Source organism: Vibrio sp. C8 (assembly GCF_054051265.1).
In genome coordinates, this window is record NZ_JBPAOE010000053.1 from 72097 (window position 1) to 92031 (window position 19935).

The 19935-nt window shown below is 40.3% G+C and carries 17 protein-coding genes; 11 read left to right on the plus strand and 6 right to left on the minus strand.

Features of this window, described 5'->3' with window-relative positions; all coding sequences use genetic code 11:
* Positions 1 to 29 precede the first annotated feature (29 nt).
* Together ACRQQK_RS20625 and ACRQQK_RS20630 are read left to right on the plus strand one after the other, a co-directional pair.
* Positions 30 to 941, plus strand: a complete 912-nt coding sequence (locus tag ACRQQK_RS20625) for a LysR substrate-binding domain-containing protein (protein WP_457514537.1) — start codon at positions 30 to 32, stop codon at positions 939 to 941.
* 94 nt (positions 942 to 1035) lie between these two features.
* On the plus strand, positions 1036 to 2739 hold the full coding sequence (locus ACRQQK_RS20630) for a methyltransferase domain-containing protein (RefSeq protein WP_457514539.1): 1704 nt from the start codon (positions 1036 to 1038) through the stop codon (positions 2737 to 2739).
* Between the two features lie 255 nt (positions 2740 to 2994).
* On the opposite strand, the gene ACRQQK_RS20635 is transcribed toward ACRQQK_RS20630, so the two are convergent.
* The 3 genes from ACRQQK_RS20635 to ACRQQK_RS20645 all read right to left on the minus strand — a co-directional run bounded on the left by ACRQQK_RS20635 (position 2995) and on the right by ACRQQK_RS20645 (position 6108).
* On the minus strand, positions 2995 to 3477 hold the full coding sequence (locus ACRQQK_RS20635; protein WP_029786578.1) for a helix-turn-helix transcriptional regulator: 483 nt from the start codon (positions 3475 to 3477) through the stop codon (positions 2995 to 2997).
* Positions 3462 to 4823: a type II toxin-antitoxin system HipA family toxin gene (locus tag ACRQQK_RS20640; RefSeq protein WP_457514542.1), complete on the minus strand. Its 1362-nt coding sequence runs from the start codon at positions 4821 to 4823 to the stop codon at positions 3462 to 3464. Before ACRQQK_RS20640 ends, ACRQQK_RS20635 begins: the two co-directional genes overlap by 16 nt.
* A gap of 502 nt (positions 4824 to 5325) precedes the next feature.
* Positions 5326 to 6108 carry a metallophosphoesterase gene (locus tag ACRQQK_RS20645; protein ID WP_343363405.1) on the minus strand — a complete coding sequence of 261 codons (783 nt, stop codon included), beginning with the start codon at positions 6106 to 6108 and terminating at the stop codon, positions 5326 to 5328.
* Between the two features lie 319 nt (positions 6109 to 6427).
* Here ACRQQK_RS20645 and ACRQQK_RS20650 point away from each other — a divergent pair, with 319 nt between their 5' ends.
* Positions 6428 to 6649, plus strand: a complete 222-nt coding sequence (locus ACRQQK_RS20650; protein WP_243327039.1) for a hypothetical protein — start codon at positions 6428 to 6430, stop codon at positions 6647 to 6649.
* A gap of 79 nt (positions 6650 to 6728) precedes the next feature.
* Here ACRQQK_RS20650 and ACRQQK_RS20655 read toward each other — a convergent pair whose 3' ends face one another.
* Positions 6729 to 7115 carry an HVO_A0114 family putative DNA-binding protein gene (locus ACRQQK_RS20655; protein WP_140147541.1) on the minus strand — a complete coding sequence of 129 codons (387 nt, stop codon included), beginning with the start codon at positions 7113 to 7115 and terminating at the stop codon, positions 6729 to 6731.
* Positions 7116 to 9385: 2270 nt separating this feature from the next.
* On the opposite strand from ACRQQK_RS20655, the gene ACRQQK_RS20660 reads away from it, so the two are divergent.
* The 5 genes from ACRQQK_RS20660 (at position 9386) to ACRQQK_RS20680 (ending at position 14352) form a co-directional block, all read left to right on the plus strand.
* A complete protein-coding gene (locus ACRQQK_RS20660) occupies positions 9386 to 10108 on the plus strand; it encodes an NYN domain-containing protein (protein WP_025559098.1) in 723 nt (240 codons plus the stop codon).
* A gap of 282 nt (positions 10109 to 10390) precedes the next feature.
* Positions 10391 to 10705: a hypothetical protein gene (locus ACRQQK_RS20665; RefSeq protein WP_054203063.1), complete on the plus strand. Its 315-nt coding sequence runs from the start codon at positions 10391 to 10393 to the stop codon at positions 10703 to 10705.
* Between the two features lie 3 nt (positions 10706 to 10708).
* On the plus strand, positions 10709 to 12151 hold the full coding sequence (locus tag ACRQQK_RS20670; protein WP_457514546.1) for a DUF4041 domain-containing protein: 1443 nt from the start codon (positions 10709 to 10711) through the stop codon (positions 12149 to 12151).
* Between the two features lie 277 nt (positions 12152 to 12428).
* Positions 12429 to 13349, plus strand: coding sequence for an AbiJ-NTD4 domain-containing protein (locus ACRQQK_RS20675; protein ID WP_457514548.1), 921 nt, complete (start codon positions 12429 to 12431; stop codon positions 13347 to 13349).
* A 124-nt stretch (positions 13350 to 13473) separates the two neighbouring features.
* Positions 13474 to 14352 (plus strand): hypothetical protein, encoded by an 879-nt coding sequence (locus ACRQQK_RS20680; RefSeq protein ID WP_153646055.1) that lies wholly within the window; start codon positions 13474 to 13476, stop codon positions 14350 to 14352.
* Between the two features lie 119 nt (positions 14353 to 14471).
* Here ACRQQK_RS20680 and abiEi read toward each other — a convergent pair whose 3' ends face one another.
* Positions 14472 to 15011: a type IV toxin-antitoxin system AbiEi family antitoxin gene (gene abiEi / locus ACRQQK_RS20685; RefSeq protein WP_222801255.1), complete on the minus strand. Its 540-nt coding sequence runs from the start codon at positions 15009 to 15011 to the stop codon at positions 14472 to 14474.
* A gap of 698 nt (positions 15012 to 15709) precedes the next feature.
* On the opposite strand from abiEi, the gene ACRQQK_RS20690 reads away from it, so the two are divergent.
* From ACRQQK_RS20690 to ACRQQK_RS20700, 3 genes are all read left to right on the plus strand, one after another.
* Positions 15710 to 15997 carry a hypothetical protein gene (locus tag ACRQQK_RS20690; RefSeq protein ID WP_457514550.1) on the plus strand — a complete coding sequence of 96 codons (288 nt, stop codon included), beginning with the start codon at positions 15710 to 15712 and terminating at the stop codon, positions 15995 to 15997.
* Between the two features lie 633 nt (positions 15998 to 16630).
* Positions 16631 to 17221, plus strand: a complete 591-nt coding sequence (locus tag ACRQQK_RS20695; RefSeq protein ID WP_000533796.1) for a recombinase family protein — start codon at positions 16631 to 16633, stop codon at positions 17219 to 17221.
* 198 nt (positions 17222 to 17419) lie between these two features.
* Positions 17420 to 18391, plus strand: a complete 972-nt coding sequence (locus tag ACRQQK_RS20700) for a hypothetical protein (protein ID WP_274723554.1) — start codon at positions 17420 to 17422, stop codon at positions 18389 to 18391.
* A gap of 823 nt (positions 18392 to 19214) precedes the next feature.
* On the opposite strand, the gene ACRQQK_RS20705 is transcribed toward ACRQQK_RS20700, so the two are convergent.
* Positions 19215 to 19916 (minus strand): M48 family metallopeptidase, encoded by a 702-nt coding sequence (locus ACRQQK_RS20705; RefSeq protein ID WP_025604822.1) that lies wholly within the window; start codon positions 19914 to 19916, stop codon positions 19215 to 19217.
* Between the last annotated feature and the right edge of the window lie 19 nt (positions 19917 to 19935).

The following is a 19935-nucleotide window of genomic DNA, read 5'->3' on the forward strand; positions in this document are numbered from 1 at the left end:
CAGTGTTTAGTAAAACTATAAGCAAAGCTATGTTAAAGAGTTCTCAAGTATCAGCGTTACACACCTTCATGTTAGTTGCTCAATATCCAAGTTTCAGTGCAGCAGCTAAGGAGTTGCACATAACGACAGGTGCAATTAGTCAGCAGTTACTCCAATTAGAATCGAAAATAGGTTTTAGTCTATTTGAACGCCATTCGCGTGGAGTGAAATTAACCGAAGCAGGAGAGGCACTTAGAGCGGTTGTCCAACGCAGCTTTCACGACATCGAAGAGTCGTTACATAACTTGGAGCAACGTGAGAATCGTAAAGAGATCCGCCTTAAACTCACTCCGTCGTTGGCGTTCAAATGGTTGTTACCCAAACTTGAAGATTTCTATCATCAGAATCCAGATATTCAGGTACAGCTTTTTGCGGAAGGGGCGCTGGTGGATAGTGAAAGAAAGGACTTCGATCTCGCAATAGATTACGGCCCTTTTCCTTATAACAGGAAAAACTCTGAGTTACTTATGGCGGAATCTCTGTTACCTGTCATGAGTCCATCTTATTTAAAGGCTCACCCATGGCTTGAAGATATTAGTAACAATAAAAACTACTGGGATGAGGTGAACCTACTTCATGACGCAATGCCATGGGCAAAAGCACCAAGAGATTATGAATGGCTTTATTGGGCGTCCGAAATGGGCGTTGAGATTTCAACTCTCAAAGGTCACTTCTTTAACCGTACCGATATGGCGATGTCCGCTGCTGAAGCAGGGGTAGGGATTGCCATGGCTCGCTCAATGCTACTGCAAAATGAACTGGAAACAGGCAAGCTCATCTCACCATTCAAACCCATACCCGCAAACGCAGGGTACTTTTTGATCACTCATAACCCAAATGAAACCACTGCGGTGTTTACTGAGTGGCTGAAAAGGCAAGTTAGAGACAATGAGGTTGGGTGAGCTGTCTCATGTTTGTTCATACTTTTATCAAACTTTCTCGCGTTAAAAACAGACACGACTTATGATTTAGAAAACTGAATTTTAAGAGCTTGCGATGTCACTACATTCTGATTTCTATAACAAAAATGCTCAAGCTCTGTGCTCTCAGTACGATGCTTTGAGATTTGAAGATGTACATCAGTCGTGGTCACGTTACTGGCCTGCTTCTGGTTCAAAAGTGTTGGATTTAGGCGCAGGCTCGGGGCGAGATGCTAAATGGTTTGAAGAGCAAGGATGTGAGGTGTTTGCTGTAGAACCTAGCGAAGCTATGCGAACACTAGGTCAAAAGAAAACAGGGTTAAACGTTTCATGGTTAGATGATTCTTTGCCAGCTTTAACTAAGACTGAGAACTTGGGTATCCAGTTTGACCTAATTTTGCTTAGTGCTGTTTGGATGCATATTGCTCCTAGCTATCGGGAAAGAGCGTTTCGTAAGCTTTCAAATCTATTAGCACCTCATGGGAAATTGGTGATTTCTTTACGTCATGGTCAATTTGATGATGGTCGCAAAAGCTATGAAGTATCGGTTGAGGAACTCGAAACTTTGTCGAAAAGTAGTGCGCTTCACGTCACTCAGGTTACAAAGAGTGATGATTCTATGAAGCGACGCACCGTATGGTGGGAAACCGCCGTTATGACTCTGCCTGATGATGGGACTGGTGATCTTAAGAAAATTCGACACATCATAGTGAATGACAGTAAATCAGCTACATATAAGTTGGCTCTGCTTCGAACACTATTAAGAATCGCTGATGCCCACTCTGGGGCTGTTATTGATCGTAGTGACGGTAAAGTAGCTATTCCACTTGGACTTGTCGCCTTGTATTGGATTCGACAATTTAAACGGTTGATTGATAAAGAAGACATTCAGCAAAACTCGAATTCATCTATTGGTTTGGGGTTTATTAAGCCAGACGGTTGGGGAAAACTAAAAGAGTTTAAACTGGGGGCTGATGATTTATCTATAGGTGCTATGTTCCTTGGTGAACAAGCTAAAGCGTTTGATAAAACGATTAGAGATTCAATCGCAACGATTAAAGACAATCCAGTTAAGTTTACTTATCAAGGTAGCGCAGAAAACAGAAAAACTTACTTTACTGTTGAAAGAGAAAGGTCTAACCATGGTGATTCGATCGTCATAGATACTTTGTTTCTACAAAGTTACGGGAAGTTTATTCTGGACGAAAGCTTGTGGGATTGCTTTCGCTTATACCACTCATGGATCGAGCCTTTGGTTATCAATCAGTGGATAAAAGAAATGCAGCGATTCAAGAGAAACAAAGATCGAGAGATTTCACTGCAAACTTACTTTGATTGCTTAGTTTGGATTGATAAAGATCACGACACAAGAGATGTCCGAAAACGCGTTGAACAGTTGCGTGAGCAAGATATAGATATTCATAGTGTATGGAGTGGGAATAAACTCAGAAATGAGTTCCATGTCGATCACTGTTTGCCGTTTGCTTATTGGCCAAATAACGATAGATGGAACTTGTTACCAACAACTACTAAAGAGAATTTGAGTAAAAGCGATAAGGTGCCTACTGCACATCGCTTGCATGACTCGAAACAGCGTGTTCTTGATTGGTGGCAATTGGCTTGGGGCGAAAATACGATTTTGAAGTCTCGATTCTTTTCAGAAGCGTCATTGTCTCTTCCAACACTTCCACATCAATGTTCTGAGTTTGAAGAAGTATTTGAAGCTATGGGGTTGCAAGTAAAAGGTGTGAAAAGCCGCTTACTTATCAACGAGTGGTAACAAAAAGGGCGATAACTCTAAGAGTTATCGCCCTTTCCAAACGTTTGGTGGGCTGGCGGGAGTTGAAATGGTTTCTCATTTTTCATTAATTCAGTAACTTATAACGATGTTACCAATTTGGTGTTGCATCAAATGTTACATCAATTTCCTGCTTCAAAAGGAACTGAACCCGCATCCATGTATTGCTAAATCATTTAAAAATGCTAGCTTGTTATAGCAATTTAATCTAAAGCAATAGCGCTGATACTGAGTATTTTACCCAGCCTCACCATCTATTAGTAGCGATTTTAACACATCGGGAGAAGACGGTAGCATTCCGACTTTTAAGCCAAATGGTTTGAATACCTTGTTGAGAATCTCTGTATTGTAGCTGCCCCGATCATTCTCTATATCTGAGAGTGTTTTTCTTGAGACATCTACAAGTCTTGCGAACACATCCTGTTTGAGTCCCAGTATATTAATGCGTAGACTTTTCAGCGCTTGGCCCTGTGTTAGCTCTCCAAGCAATAAGTGTTTGATGATTTTGTTTGCCTCTGTTTTGCGTTCTGCTGCACTTACTGCTTTGGCGTTTTTTGAGGTTTTCGATCTAGTCGGAGTATTAAGTTGCGATCGTTCTTTGGTCGAATGAGTTGCATCCGTCCCAGTCTTGGGCTGATGTTGATTTCGGTTTGCTCTTAGACGAGCAACTGTATCTTGCACGGACTCTTTATTGCTTGGCTTATTCATAGTAGCCCCCATTTAATGAGCTTTTCTGATATATGATTAAGTCCAACGGCTGGCATCTCTAAGATTTGTTCTGGTACTCCTCGTAATGCTAGTCTCAGCTTTAAATCAAGGCATTTACTTGCAGTAACCTCTAGTTCTTGTAATAACACTTCTTTTGGCACGAGATCAGATAAGGTGTCCGCTATTCCTACGAAGTCGTAAGTTCCGCCAACCTCTAGTGGGGCTTTCCATTTTGTTGTTCTTGGAATGCCTTCAGGATCAGCTTTCATTGGTGCGAAGTCGTAAACGGGAGCAAGCTTTATGACTCCATCACCTTTTAAGAATGAAGTGTTTCTGCCATGGTTATCACTATTACCAAACAAGATGTTGAGTAGATCTCTCTTCACCCATTCAATGACGAAAGCTTGGGTATCAAACCTATACCCTTGGTGTTTAACCATATTGCTTTCAGTAATTTTTTCTATGAGAGTTCGGATTGTTGTTTCGTGATCAAGAGTGACCCCAGCGCCTTTGTTCAAAATGGAATACACAGATTCCATGCCAAATCTCTCTATTTGTTGCTCATTAATTTGAACGTCAAATCGAGGAAGCCACAAGGAAGGGTAGTTTAATCCTTCCTCCAAGCGCATACCGTCGGTGGAGATCGTTTCAACTCCCATTTCAGTTAGCTCGTGGTAGAAGTAGAACTCAGCTCTTAGAATATTACAGTCGATGGTGCTTCTTGAGCCTCTAGGGTACTTTACTAAGTAATGTAAGTCGTGGTTACTATTGTCATCTTGGTATGGATCAATCCATATTTTTTCGCTGCCAGATCCATGATCGAAACCACATCGGAGGATCAGCTTTGGCGCCTCACCTCCAGCCCCTGTTGCACCACCTGCGGCTGCCCCTCTTTGCTGTGCATAGTCGAGGAAATCACCTGCTCGATTTTTAACATCATCAACAGAGAAGTAGAGGTTGTCTGCTACTTCGTAGCGCTCAGGAAGAGAGTCTTTTATTCTTAAGTTACCAATAGGCGACATTGTGCCAAACTTGAGCAAAACATAGTCTTGTTCATCAGAACTAAGGTCTTCAATATCTAGGTGTTTGACCCAGTATCGTCTACTAGCGCCACTAGGCATAATATCGTCTAGAAACTTTAACCATCTAGGTTTACCCATGTCATCAAAAAAGAATGAGACAGGGTGGTTTAGTGAAACAGCGTGAAAGTCATCTTTATCGTGATGTTCTAGCGCATAGTCGCTGAGGTAGTTGAGTTCAGTCACTCGGAAATTATGTTGGCTACTTTTAGGGAATGAGATGATACCAATATCTATCCATTCACCTCTTATAAAAGCTTGTACGGTTAGTTCTTCCATCGACAACACCTCTACTTATCAATGAGTAAAACTTTACTCTTAAAGTCATTTTTTTTCAAGTTGTGAGTGAAATATTACACATTAATGTGTGGCGAGACTCTTTATGAGTAAATGATTACGCATAGCTTGTAAGTCAAAATTGTTGATGAGCAGAATGGATTATTTTAGCTATGAAAGCTGCGATAGGGAGTGGGGCGTTAATTATTTGTTCAGTTATGCAGGCTGTTCATAATAAATGAACAGTTGCCTTAAATGAACAAAATGAATGAGGAGATTAAGAATGGCTGCTACATACAAAAATACAGTTAATACACTTTAATGCGCGAAAAAGTGTTTGAGCGTTACTTTTTAATGCGCATAAAGGTGTTGTTTGCTGTGCAGATAGATGATGAACCTGTACATAATTCCTAGGGTCTTATTCACAAGGTGAGCAATGAGCAATGAGCGAAGTGAGAAAGCCCTAGCGGACTTTCAGATGCCGAAGTCTATTGTTGGCTAGCTCTTATAGGTAATAAGCTTTATTAGTAAGTAATCCACTGGTTAAGCGGACAGAACCCTTGGGGTTAGAAATGAATGTGGTACTACCGTCAGCGATCACTTTCTCTACAGCATCATGTTGATGCCCTGCAACCCAATACCTAGCTCTTGAGATCAACTCATTACTCAACCCTGCATGATAATACGGAGCATAATCGCTGCTGGCATTTTGCTCGAAAGCAAAAGCTTCTTTAGAGGGAAGGTGGTGAGATATTGCTAGATCAACTTTCTCTGGAAAGTTGTTAATGAATGCTTTGTGCTGCTCTTCAATCATAGAGCTGCCAATAAACTTAGTGTCGTTCATCAACTCAGAATATGCATTTACAAGCTCGACCGAATAGGTGTGAATGGGAAACCAAAGGGTTCCACCGAAGATAGTGTATCCGTCCAACTCAATCGACTCATTATTCAAAAAGAACAGGTTTTCAGTGGTATCGCTATGAGCCTTAAGCTTTGCTAATACTGAACTCTTAGAAACGTTGAGAGAACCTGAGTTAGTACTAGATTCGCACTCACTTGTATATCGGTAGGATTTACTCGTATTGCTATACCATTCATGGTTTCCTGCAATCATGATGACCGCCTTAAAGTGGCGGCAAAGTACATTCTTTACGTATGCTATGCCTGATAGACCGTTTGCCGTGTCACCAGCAACGACCAACGTGGCTTCTTTATCGAAGTCATGCCAAAAATCGCGGCGTATTCCGTGAATATCCAGGTGTAGGTCAGAAAAAACGTAAAACTTCAAACTATCATGGCCTTAAGATTGATTGACTACTCCATGGTACATTGGTTAGTTGGATTAGAGAAGTGAGCATATACGCTAAGTATTTTAACACCATTAGCTTCAAGTGGAGCTTCTATGCAGGGTAATGACTGGACGCTTTGTTTGATTTATCGGCACTAAGATTTAGACACTAACTTTTAGTGTCTAAATCTTAGTGGTTTATAACCATTTGAAATTAATTATTTTTATTGAAAATTATTGAGGTTCTTTGCTGAGGCAACTTCTCAGAGGCTGGCGAGAGTGTAATTGTGCTACAGCCGTGTGTACGGCAGGCATTTTTATGAGCGAGGCTGATATGAAGAACGAGGCTAAGGCTACAAGAAGTGATAACGAGCAAGCCGAATCAAAGGATAGTGAGGTTACGCTAAATGGACTTCTTGGTTTGCTTGATCACGCTATCTCTACCAATACTGATAAGCTGGTTGAAGTAACTGAAGCCCTCAAAATAGAACTGGAAGAGAGCGTCGGTGACTACCAAGTTGGCCTAGACGGGAAGTATTAAGAACAATCACCATTCGAGTCTGCACAGCATAAAGCTGTGCTACCCAAGCGGCATGCGCCGCAGTAACGAGTGGTGGGTATCATGCAAGATAGCTTTCTTGCAGTGTAATCTCCAATTCTTTGCCCAGAAGGACCTCAAAGTCAGTAAATAGAGCGATAGGTCGGCAAGCATTCCCTTTCTCCTCGAACTGGATAAATCCTTTTGATGATAAGGCGTCGATTTTTCGTGACAGTTCGTGGATATGATGACCGCTAATCTCCGCAAGATCAGCTAGAGTTTCAGGCTTTTCTCTACTGATCAGCAGCATTAGTTCGATATTCTCATTACATAGTAGCTTTGAAGCTTCATTTAGTGACGTGAACCAAAATGTAGGTAGATGCTTATAATGGCTAATGTTGCCTGCGGCCACACTAATCATGTGCCTACGAATGAGATCTTCCGATGCAACCCCAATGCGAGCTTTCATGAGTATCCTTCTCAGAACGAAGTAATAGAACCCTAGTGTATACGACGCTGTTCTGAAAGAAAAAGTGGATAGATATATTCGCTATGCGAATGGATGCCACTTTCATGACAGAAAGGTCAAGAGAAACAACGATATCCTATTCTCATCGATCCCCTTTCGATTCAGCGACCTAAGGTCTACGAGCGATCGTATCCATAAAAGCCCAGGTGCAGGAGCGAGCAGAACGAGATACGTGAGTGGTTAGATGAATAGAAGAATAACGATACCAAAGTACTGTAAATGGTCATTAACTCACTGATAGTAATAGAAATTGTGATATGTTGCGATCACGTAACCTTTGACCGATCATAAACATCGTTGGGTCAGATTCAAAAATCTATCTTAGAGGTCAAGGAAAACAACGATACCAGAGGACGTCACTTTCATGATCGAGAGGTCAAGAGAAACAACGATGTCCAATTCTCATCGAATCCCTTACGATTCAGCGACCTAAGGTCTACGAGCGATCTCTAAAAGCAGATTTATATGGTCTATGAGCGATCCTCACCATAAAAGCCCTGGTGCAGGAGCGAGCAGAACGAGATACGTGAGTGGTTAGATGGAATAGAAGAACAACGATGCCAAAGCACTGAAAATGGTCATTAACTCACTGATAGTAATGGAAATTGTGATATTTTTCAATCACGTAACCTTTGACCGATCATAAACATCGTTGGGTCAGATTCAAAAATCTATCTTAGAGGTCAAGGAAAACAACGATACCAGTGAATGCCACTTTCATGATCGAGAGGTCAAGAGAAACAACGATGTCCTATTCTCATCGACCCCCTTTCGATTCAGCGACCTAAGGTCTACGAGCGATCTCTAAAAGCAAATTTCTATGGTCTAGGAGTGATCCTCTTCTCTATGGATGTGGCTGTAAATTATTGTATTTACTTTATTATTTATTTAAGTGCTCTTGGTCTACGTGCGATCTCAATAAACAGTTTTTTGTGGTCTATGAGGAGCGATCCTCTCCATAAAAGCCCAGGTACAGGAGCGAGCAGAACGAGATACGTTAGCGGTTAGATGGAATAGAAGAACAACGATACCAAAGTATTGCAGATTGTCATTAACTCACTGATAGTAATAGAAATTGTGATATGTTGCGATCACGTAACCTTTGACCGATCATAAACATCGTTGGGTCAGATTCAAAAATCTATCTTAGAGGTCAAGGAAAACAACGATACCAGAGGACGTCACTTTCATGATCGAGAAGTCAAGAGAAACAACGATGTCCAATTCTCATCGAACCCCTTTCGATTCAGCGACCTAAGGTCTACGAGCGATCTCTAAAAGCAGATTTATATGGTCTATGAGCGATCCTCACCATAAAAGCTCTGGTGCAGGAGCGAGCAGAACGAGATACGTGAGTGGTTAGATGGAATAGAAGAACAACGATGCCAAAGCACTGAAAATGGTCATTAACTCACTGATAGTAATGGAAATTGTGATATTTTTCAATCACGTAACCTTTGACCGATCATAAACATCGTTGGGTCAGATTCAAAAATCTATCTTAGAGGTCAAGGAAAACAACGATACCAGTGAATGCCACTTTCATGATCGAGAGGTCAAGAGAAACAACGATGTCCTATGCTCATCGACCCCCTTTCGATTCAGCGACCTAAGGTCTACGAGCGATCTCTAAAAGCAAATTTCTATGGTCTAGGAGTGATCCTCTTCTCTATGGATGTGGCTGTAAATTATTGTATTTACTTTATTATTTATTTAAGTGCTCTTGGTCTACGTGCGATCTCAATAAACAGTTTTTTGTGGTCTATGAGGAGCGATCCTCTCCATAAAAGCCCAGGTACAGGAGCGAGCAGAACGAGATACGTTAGCGGTTAGATGGAATAGAAGAACAACGATACCAAAGTACTGCAGATTGTCATTAACTCACTGATAGTAATAGAAATTGTGATATGTTGCGATCACGTAACCTTTGACCGATCATAAACATCGTTGGGTCAGATTCAAAAATCTATCTTAGAGGTCAAGGAAAACAACGATACCAGAGGACGCCGCTTTCATGATCGAGAAGTCAAGAGAAACAACGATATCTGAATAGCCACCGATTTTATAGACATGCTTCGGTTAGACTCGTTTCTGCCCCTTTCCTGATTAGAATTGTTACTCTTATCATTTCTAAACAATCCCATTTGAACAAATATTACTAATGCCGATATAGTGCAACTAACTACATAAAGGATGGTCACGTACGGATTATGGGTAACAGAAAAATCGCTGTATTAATTGATTCAGAAAACACTCCGCACTCAAAGCTAAACCTGATTATTGAAGAGCTTTCTAGTTTTGGGCAGATCATCGTTAAACGTGCATATGGCGATTTTTCTGCTGAGCAACTAAAAAACTGGAAGCAGCCTTTAAATGAGTTAGCTATTCAAGCCAAACAGCAATTTGCCTACACATCTGGAAAAAACTCCACAGATTCTTTAATGATTATTGATGCAATGGATCTCTTATATAGTCAACGGTTTGATGCTTTTGCTTTGATATCCAGTGATAGTGACTTTACAAGTCTTGCTACGAGGTTAAGAGAGTCAGAGATACACGTTATCGGTGTTGGAAAAGCGATGACACCGACTTCTTTTAAAAACGCTTGTGACGACTTTGTTGCAATAGAGAACTTAAACGCTGATGTGGATCTTGAGGAGGCACAGTCAAGCTCTAATCAAGACGCAGAACGCGAATTATGGCGATTAATGCATCAAGCTTGGCAAAACTATAGAGATGAATCGGGTTGGGCAAAACTAGGTGAAATTGGCAAATATTTAAAAAGATTGAAGCCAGATTTTGACCCTCGAAACTACGGTTTGAAGAAGTTATCTGACTTTTTTGATAAATATCCAACGCGCTATAGAACCCGTAACACTAAACGCTCTGGTATGGAGTTTCAGTTGATAACAAAGGCTAGCAAACAAAAATGATTTGCAGTTTGGCCGACGTTATACGGCAATTGGGTAACTCAAAATTGCCCCAAAACGAGTCAGCGACTGCATGAGCCATTACTCTCCATGCCATCATTTGGAATATTTTTTCTAACCCAAAGTAAGGGACTAATCTGCCTGTGAGAAACATAGATATTTAAAACCTTAGCGCTCCCATAGCTATAGACTTTATGCAATCTGTTTGACTTCAATAACAACCCTTCCAATTTTGTTGTGCTAGCATCGGAAGCATAATTTTAATTTGCTCATAGGAGAAATGCATTGGCCAGACGAGGAAGTGGTTTAAGGACGGCTATAAAGGTTGTTAAAGCTATAGATAGGGCCAACAAACAAGCCGCCCGAGAAGCTCAGCGTAGAGAGAAAGCTCGGCAACGTGCTGAAGCTCAAGCACTTAGAGAACATGAAAGAGGTGTGCGCGAAGCTCAGCGAGAACTAAAGCGGCAAGTAAGACAGCAACAATCCGCAGCAAAGCAAGCATTCAAAAATGCGCTATCAAATGCAAATGAAGAGTACCAAGACCGCTGCGAAGAACGAGCCGCCCTTAGAAAGCAATTCATACAAGAGGTTTTAAGGTAAACAATGGATAATAATTTACTGATATTAGCAGGTATATCTTTGTTAGCAGTTTTGCTGACCTATATAGTGACGAAACGCTCTGCGGATAGAAAAGTTGGACAGTACAAGTCAATTGATGAAGCGTTAACGAAAGCCAAAAAAGAACACGAGACATTAAAGAAAGCAAATGAATCACTACAGCAAACTACTGAGATAGCAAAGCAGGCGCTTTCCAAAATTAACGCTGAAACTGCCGACCTACAAGCTTTGAAAGGACAAGATAACTCTCTTAAAGTTAGTATTCTAGAACAGCAACAGTCTCTTGACGCTGCCCAAAACGCTCTAAATGAACTTAATGACAATATTGAAAAAGGCGAACTGGATCTGAACGAGCTAATGGGTGGGATAGACTTGTATTCACGACTCGATGAATATACTGCTCATGGTCATTTTGAAATGCCACAATATCTCTACGAAACATCAACTCGCTATTCTGAAGAGATCAAAGACATACGGCAGCAACAAAAAGACATGATTAAAGCGAAGACCGCAGTCACCTTCCCAGAAACGACCGTTATTTCTAATGATAAGTCTCTGAATAAAAAAATCCTCAATGGTCAAGTTAAGCTAATGCTAACTGCGTTCAATATTGAATGTGACATGCTTATTGGCAAGGTTTCTCCAAGCTCATTTGGTCGTACGCTGGAACGAATCGAGAAGCTAGCAAACAATCTAGAGAAGTCAGCTGCGACACTGGAGTGTGGCTTTGATATTGACTACATCGAACTAAAATTCGAAGAATGTAAGCTTCAGTATCAATATACCCTGAAGAAACAGGAAGAAATTGCCGAGCAGAAGCTCATCAAAGAGCAAATTCGTGAAGAGCAGAGAGCAATAAAGGAGTTTGAAAAAGCTATTGCTGAAGCTGAGAAAGAAGAAAAAATGTATCGAAACCTTCTTGATAAAGCTCAGCAAGAGCTTGCTCAAGCTAATGAACAAGAACGTAGTGAAATGGAACAAAGAATAGCCATTCTAGAGCAGCAATTGGCCGAAGCTGAAGCCAAAGAAGAGCGTGCTAAGAGTATGGCGGAACAAACTCGTAAGGGCCATGTGTACGTAATAAGTAACATTGGTTCCTTTGGAGAAGATGTTTACAAGATAGGTTTAACGCGCAGGCTAGAGCCTATGGACAGAGTTAAAGAGCTTGGTGATGCCAGTGTACCATTCCCATTTGACGTACATGCTATGATTTATACTGATGATGCACCTGCACTCGAAACAGCTTTGCACCGTGAATTCCATTCTCAACGTGTTAATGCCGTTAACCTTCGCAAGGAGTTCTTCAGTGTCGATCTAGAGGAAATTAAAGATGCGGTTGAAAAGATCGCTGGAGTAGATGCTGAGTTCAAAATGACCGCTCTGGCGGAAGACTATTACGAAAGCCTCCGTCTTAGTGATGCCGCATGATTTAACAGTTTTGTCCGTCTTCGAGTCAGCCAGATCAGCGCTGGCTCACCTTTGACCTATTATCATTTGGAGCTGTGTCTCATAACATTCTGAATATGGGTCTTTTTGAACTAATTCTACCAATGACAAGACTTTAAGTTTAGTAGACGGCATTTTAATGCAATTTATATCAAGTTGTATTCACGCAGACTCTCATAACTTATTCATATGGCTTGTATTGCCCATTTAGCTTAAGCAAGATATACGTCAACAGCGCATTAACCTAACTTAGGGAATTATGAAGTACTTTAGTGATACTGAAAGAGGTGCATTGCCTCGAACAAATAATGAAATTCCATACAATGTTTGGTGTGGAGTAACTGCTTATATTCAAAAGTTAATCGATACAGGGTATTTCGGAGAACAGTTTCCAGAGCTTTGTCCTGATGGGCAAGGGTGCTGTGGCACCGATGAAAAAGGATTCTCGTTAGCTTTAAAAGCTGAAATATTGGGAGTTGAATATCCATTTATTACAGAGAAGGAAGACCCTGATGATTGGATGGCTAAAAAAGCCCCCTTCACCCCTAACTATTTAGACATACTAGACTTAGTTCAGTTTTGTTATGTGAATGTATCTAAGCCTACGTTGGGGCAGTTTCATTCATTCTTTGGACATCACCACATAACTTCATTTGATCGCTCAACTGGGCAAGCTGAATTTTTAGATAAAATTGACACCATATTCCCTAGAAATGGTGTGGCTTATCAATTACAAGCAGATGGACAAATCACAAGAGTGCTCAATTCATCATTAGGTTCGGTTACTGGACAAGTAAACAAGACTCTTGATCAGGAACTTAACGATTTAATTGCAAGAGCAAATACGAAAATATGTAATGCGGACGTCCAAATACGTTATGACGCTCTCAAAGAGCTTTGGGATGCTTTCGAGCGCATAAAAACAGTATTCAACCCTAGTCAAAGTAAAAAACAATCTATGACACAACTGCTCGATGCCTGTACATCAGATAAAGAATTCAGAGTTCAGCTAGAGTCTGAGGCTACAGCCCTGACGACAATTGGTAACTCGTTTTTTATTCGTCACTCAGAGGTTACTCAGGTTAAGTTGAATGATAGTGACCACATTGAATACCTTTTTCATCGTCTAGCAAGTTTCATCTGCTTATTGGCGAAAAAGTTGAGTGGACAAAACATTTAGATAGATTCTCAATGCATAACATCCTTAGTTTAAATAAGGTTTTATATCTAAGTTACAAGGGCTTAGATTTGGTGGTAAGCGTTGTTCATTCTTTAATGCAGTGTCATGTTCTAGAGGAAAATGAATGATCATCAGTAGTAAAACGAGCGAAAAGCTTCGAGAGCTTATCAATGAAGAAACTGAGTATCGCTCAGGCCCCAACTTGGTTAAGTTTTTTAACGCATTAGGATTTAACCATTCTTATGGACAAGGCTTCCCTTCTCGTTGGAAGTATACGGATGATTGTTTAGAGACTATCAATGGTACACCCAACCTCGATACTTGTATCAGAAGCGTATTTAATCCAGTCAACTTTATCGGGCGTATTGGAGAACTAGACGGTTATATTGCTGACTTCAATCAGTATCTTGCTTTCGACAAATGGCGAGTGATCAGAAATGAAGCCGAAATTACCTTTAAAAAGCTCCAAAAAGTAGAATTAAATGAAAATGGAACGCATGCGCCCAGCATGTCTGAATCTGATTTCTTGAGCCGAGAGTTTAGCGGTTTCTCGGTCTCTGACTTAGGTCTGGATCTTAATGTCACTGACGTATTAAACAAACGACTAGTTGAAATTGAAAAAACTTACAATTCTGGGGCATATTTATCGACTATTCTACTAGCGGGTAGCTCGTTAGAGGGGATATTTCTTGGACTTGCATCGAGTAATCCCAGGGCGTTTAATACCGCTAAATCATCGCCGAAAACCCGCGACGGTAAAGTACAGCAGTTTCATGATTGGACATTGGCGACGTTTATTGATGCTGCAAAGGATTTAGAGTTAATTCAACTGGATACCCATAAATTTTCGCACACGTTGAGGGATTTTCGAAACTACATACACCCATATCAACAAATGTCGTCAGGTTTTACACCCAGAGAGCACACAGCTAAAATCTGCCTGCAAGTTCTAAAAGCTGTAATCATGGAAATTTCGCAAAACATCCACAAGCTAGGTACATAAAAAGTGTTTAGTGCTTAAAGATACTTTTTCTCATCAGAGTAAAGAGCGTTAGAGTGATTCGTCTAACGAGCTTTTGTCCAAAAGTGAGTTGTGTGGTTTTTGGGAGTGCCAGCATCTGCCTAATCGTGATCCGTTACAATCAAGTGCGTGTTTCTGCCAACCCTCTTCAAGTCTCGAATGGCAGTCTCTTTACTAGCAATCCGCAGGGGCCGATCTGAAGTTACTGTATTGTTGATAATGTCAATATCATCACGTTTCGTATGTGTGAACTCGATAACGCCGTAAAGGGTCCTAAACTCTCCCTTGCGTCCAGTCGTCATGATCGTAATTCGATCTATCATCACTTGAGAAATGACACTGTATTCTGAAAGCGCCGATTCTAGAGAGATGTAGTTGTACTCTCCTCGTCGCAAGCATTTAGCAATGTATTCAATGGTATAACCTCCCTTATGACGGCTGTATGAGAATACATAAACACCGTTACACGCCCGTTCTAGTACACCAGCTTCTACCAAACGGGGCAAGCTTTGCTGGAATGCAGTAAGTGAATCATCAAAAAATAACCTTCTGAGATCACTCTTCCGATAAACGTGTATACCTTGCCTGTCAAACTTATGCAGTCGTTCTAATGCAGTCTCGATTTTCACTTCAATACTCATAAGTGGTCACAAAAAGTAAGTATGACATATATTTTTGGCCACTTGTGATTGAAGGTAACAATTGGTGATCGCTAATACCTTTCGTGATCCCTGATTGGTTTTTCCGAGTTAGGATCCTAACGTGGAATACGTAGTGATGAATGTGGTTGCTGTGAGGCTAGGGAAACAGAAGCACTAATCGTAGCCAAATTCCGATGTGTATTTTCGGTTAGGATCCTAACTCGGAATTTGTAGTGATGAATGCGGTTGTTATGAGGCTAGGAGAAACAGCAGTACTAATCGCAGCCAGACTCCGATGTCCATTCTCGGTTAGGATCCTAACTTGGAATTTATAGTGATGGGCGTGGTTGCTATGAGGCTAGGGGAAATAGCAGTACTAATCGTAGCTAGAATCCGATGTTCTTTCTCGGTTAGGATCCTAACCGAGAATTCATGGTGATGAATATGTGGTTCTTTGAGGAGAGAAATCGCATCACTAATAGCCCAGAATCTGATCTTTTCATTTTTAGTTTAGGTAGAAGTTTAACTAATTACTATTTTTCTAATTTAATAATTAAAAAAACAAACGGTTTTTATTTAATAATTAAATGTTAATGTGATTTTTAAAATAGTGATTAAAGGTCCTTTACAAAGATAATATTACTTGATAAATATAATAGTCATTGAATTTATCTATATATATCAAAAGGGTTGTCGATATGTCTCAAGTTTTGGTTTATTCTAAACGTAATCGTGAAATGATTTATCTATCTACAAAAGAAGAACGTGAAACTAAGTCGAATAGATTTCAAGTCGTTTATAACGACATTTCCGATGAAGAAGCATTGCGTAGAGCAAATTCTATTAATTTAGATGAAAAGAACAATGTTCCCCAAGTTCGTTTAAAAAGACAACCTATTAAGGAAGAGAAAGAATGCCGAGTGCCTGGTTTATATGGTTGTAACCGTTATAAGTCAAGAAGAAATGAGACATTCAACGTGTTCTAACGTTGTTCTTTTTTTGCACAACGTTAAAGCCTGTGAGCTTGTATAAGGCAAGTGATAAAAGCCTTAAAAATTCCGTCATTAAAGCAGGTGGCAAGAGAACTTGCCAAGATTGGCAATCAATGTGCCATTGCTGGCGTTGAAAGTACCAGTAGTGGCAGAAGAATTTTTGCAATAAATTAAGCTTGTTTCGGATTAACCTTCATTTTTTAAAAGGCCAACCTTATATTAGAATTATAACTTTATAATAGTTATAACAGTTATAATAGTTATATCATGAAAAATTGAATAAATAAAATTTAATTTTTCATGTTGGGTTTTAATGTCAAGGTGTTTTTAAACTGAATTTGTTTTTAATTATATATAAATAACTTTAGAGTAATGATATTTGCCTATGCGTATTAATTTATTTACTCGATTTTTATTAAGGCAAAGGTGGTTTGCCAAAACTATTGACTTAACTAGTCAACTTTAGCGAGATGTAAACATCCCTGTAGTATCAACAAACATCCGTTTTCTGATACTAGAATGGAGTGAGCTGTTTTCAGTGTCATAAAGTGGCGTTTTGATTTTTATGATACCCAACTGATTGATGATACTAGTTGTGATGCCAAAAAGGGGGCTATTGTGGAGAGTATGGGACGGACATTCGCTTATTGTCGTGTATCGACTAGCGAGCAAACAGTGTCAAATCAGATTTTAGCAATTCGGAATGCTGGCTACGATATTCAAGAACACCGAATTGTACATGAAACAGTTTCTGGTAGTGTGCCTGCAACTGAACGACGTGAGTTCAAAATGTTGATTGAGCATAAACTTGAACCAGGGGACAAACTGGTGGTACTAAAGCTTGATCGACTTGGAAGAGATAACATCGATGTTCAGCATACGATCAGTATGCTGTTAGAGAAGGGCGTTACGCCAATATCTCTTGATCTGCCTACCGCTGATCTAAGCTCAGCAGAGGGACGATTGATGCTACAAATGTTCTCAGCATTTGCTGAGTTTGAGCGAAACCGTATTCGAGAGCGGACGCTAGAAGGTCAGGCTAGGGCTAAGTCTGAAGGTAAGCGGATTGGTAGACCAGAAGCACTAACCACTACTCAAAAAGTCCAAGCATGTAGGGCAAGAGGGCTGAGTCAATCCAAAACAGCAAATGCTCTTGGTATCTCCATTCCGACGGTCAAGCGGCATTGGAACAAGCGGCTAACTGAAAGAGTTCAATGAGAACAATGTTCCATGATACTGTTGAGTTGAGTTCTGCCAGAAGTAATTACTCGTTAAGAGGTTAACGATATTGCAAGAACCTTGTTCTTGCTTAGAGCAAGGCTACTAAGATATCACGCTGATATTTGATACAAGAACATTGTTCTGACTGGAAAATCGGATAACCTTCCTGCTAGGAAACGACGCTGATAGAAAGGGATGCTTGTGGGCTTATTCATCAATACTCAAAAACTAACGGTAGCAAAAGAGGATCACTTAACTGAGTTCTTCGCTGCGGCGTTAGGGTCTTCAGAAAGTTTCAGTCGAGCATTTGTTAGGTTGATTTTTGGAGACGAAGATAACAGATTGATCTGCAAGGTCGAAACCCAAGTTATCTATCCTGGATGCCGACCAGACATGCGTCTGATATTAAGTGATGGTTCAATTGTTCTTTGTGAAAATAAACTCGATGCTGCCGAAACGATCGGTAATGTTGAAAGTGGCAATCTCTTACAATTGGAGCGATATCTACAACTGCCTGTGGATCATGTGATTTATATTCGCTCTGAGTTACTGCCGCCTTCATACCAAGTTACGAGCCATCCTAAGTATCTATCGCCGATAGAAAGGCCTCATTATTTGTGGCGTGATATTTACCCTTTGTTATGCGAAGACTCCAATCCAATCGTCAAAGAATTACGAGATGGTTTTAAGAGCATGGGATTTGTTCCTGCTCACCCAGTGATTGGCGATCTGACACGTAATGCGCCAAGAGAACAGAGAGAGAATTTCTCTAAGTTTTGGATGCCGACAACGACTGCGGCCATTCAACAAGGTTGGAAAGTAGCAATTGGAGATGTAGTAGAACGATACTTTTACCATGAAACAGCAGAGCTAGCTCGGGAGGTGTTCGTAAGTCCAATAAACCCTACCCGATTTTTGATTCGTTACACACCGCAAATATCTCAATGTGACGCTCTATTAAGTGCACTAGATACCGTTGAAAGTGAAGCCGAAGCACTAGTAGTGGTAACGAAAAAAACGGTACCACGAGCGAGTGGATTGGCCACTGTTATAGATGTTGAAACTCCTATGAACAATGTTCTACCAGATCAACTAAAAACAGTGGAACAGATAGAGTCTAAGCTCAAAGGGTATGTATTGCCTTATCTAAGGTTAGCTTTTAAGTAACCCCTGTTTTGATATGATGTTAATAACCATCTCGACAGTGAGATGATATTTACTTGGAACAATGTTCTTATCGCAATCTTAAAATAGTAAAGATTGGCTATTTGAATAATCAATAAAAAACTGTGTAGAAGAACAATGTTCCGAATGATAAGTAGGAGGATCTTCCTTTTAATAAGCTAGGCTTCCAGAGTTAATCATTAAAACTAAAGAGATAATCTTCTAAAAATAGAATTGATTTAAAGTTCTGAGAACAGTATTACAATTAATAATAAAAGGCCGAGATAACCTCGACCTTCTATCCAACGCTTAACCGCCAGTTGTCGCGGAAGTGTAACCATCTATTAGTAGATAAAATAGTGATACATTTACTTGTGTTAAACTAATTTTTCTTTAAGCCACCAGTGAGGTGGAAGGAATTACTTTTACTTTTAAAGGTTAAGTAATATTAGTTTAAATATATCTTTAAGCCACTTTCTAGATAGAAGCTCTGCTTCCTGTTACGGGATTTAATATATTAGATTGTTTTTTCTTAATCAAGAGTTTTTTCAACTTGACTAAAAGGTTTTTTATGTATAATGAAAAACATTAAAAACTATATTGAATTAAAATTTTTTAGTTGAGTGGTTTTAATTGGTGTGTATGTATCATTAACCTATATGATCACCTAAGTTTGATACTGCGAGAACATTGTTCTCGCTAGGTTCCTAAAAGATGAAAGTTATTCAATTAAATTAGCGAATAAAAAGTCGTGAGTAGGGGGCGAGTGAAAGATTTAAAGCAATGAGCAGTGCCTCCTGACATTTTCAAAGTGCAGTAGACTCCGCTAGATCCCCATCCCAGAACGCTCTACCTCTTCATGCAGTTCTTTCCAGTCAGGACAATACTTGGCGACTAGTTTCCAAAAGTTTTTGCTATGGCTTTTTTCTACGGTATGACATAGCTCATGAAGGATTATGTAATCCATCACCTTATTGGAAAACTCCATGCAACGAGGGTGGAACTCCAGAACATTGTTCTCGGTACAGTTAGCCCAACGAGCATCAAACTTTTTTATGTGGAAAGTTGTGGCTTGCATGCCCGTTTCCTGTTGCCAATAGCGTAAGCGAGAAGCGATTTTTTCTAAGGCTTTCTGTTTGTAGAAGCGCTCCAACGCTGGTTTGAATCGCTCACGGCTGACGAAGTGGCCTTCGGGAGAAAGAACTTTAAAACGGCTTTGGTTAAACTTCACTTCTACCGTCGATAACTCTGGCGCAGGGATCACTTCACAATAGAAAGAACGACCACGGTAAGGCGCTCGGCTACCTGTGACGATTTCTTCTTTTAACGGTTGATTGACTTCCGCTAAGCGCTCTTTGATCCACCTTGCTCTATACCGAATCAGCTCTCGTTGCTCGTCCTCAGAGGCACTTGGGCCTCTGAGAAGAACAGTCTTCCCTCTTTCTACAGTAACGTAGTGGTGACTGAGTTTTGAGTCGAGCTTAAATTCCCACTCGATTTCAGTTGTACCGTATTGAAAAATTGGCATCTGTTTCTTTCGTCTTTGG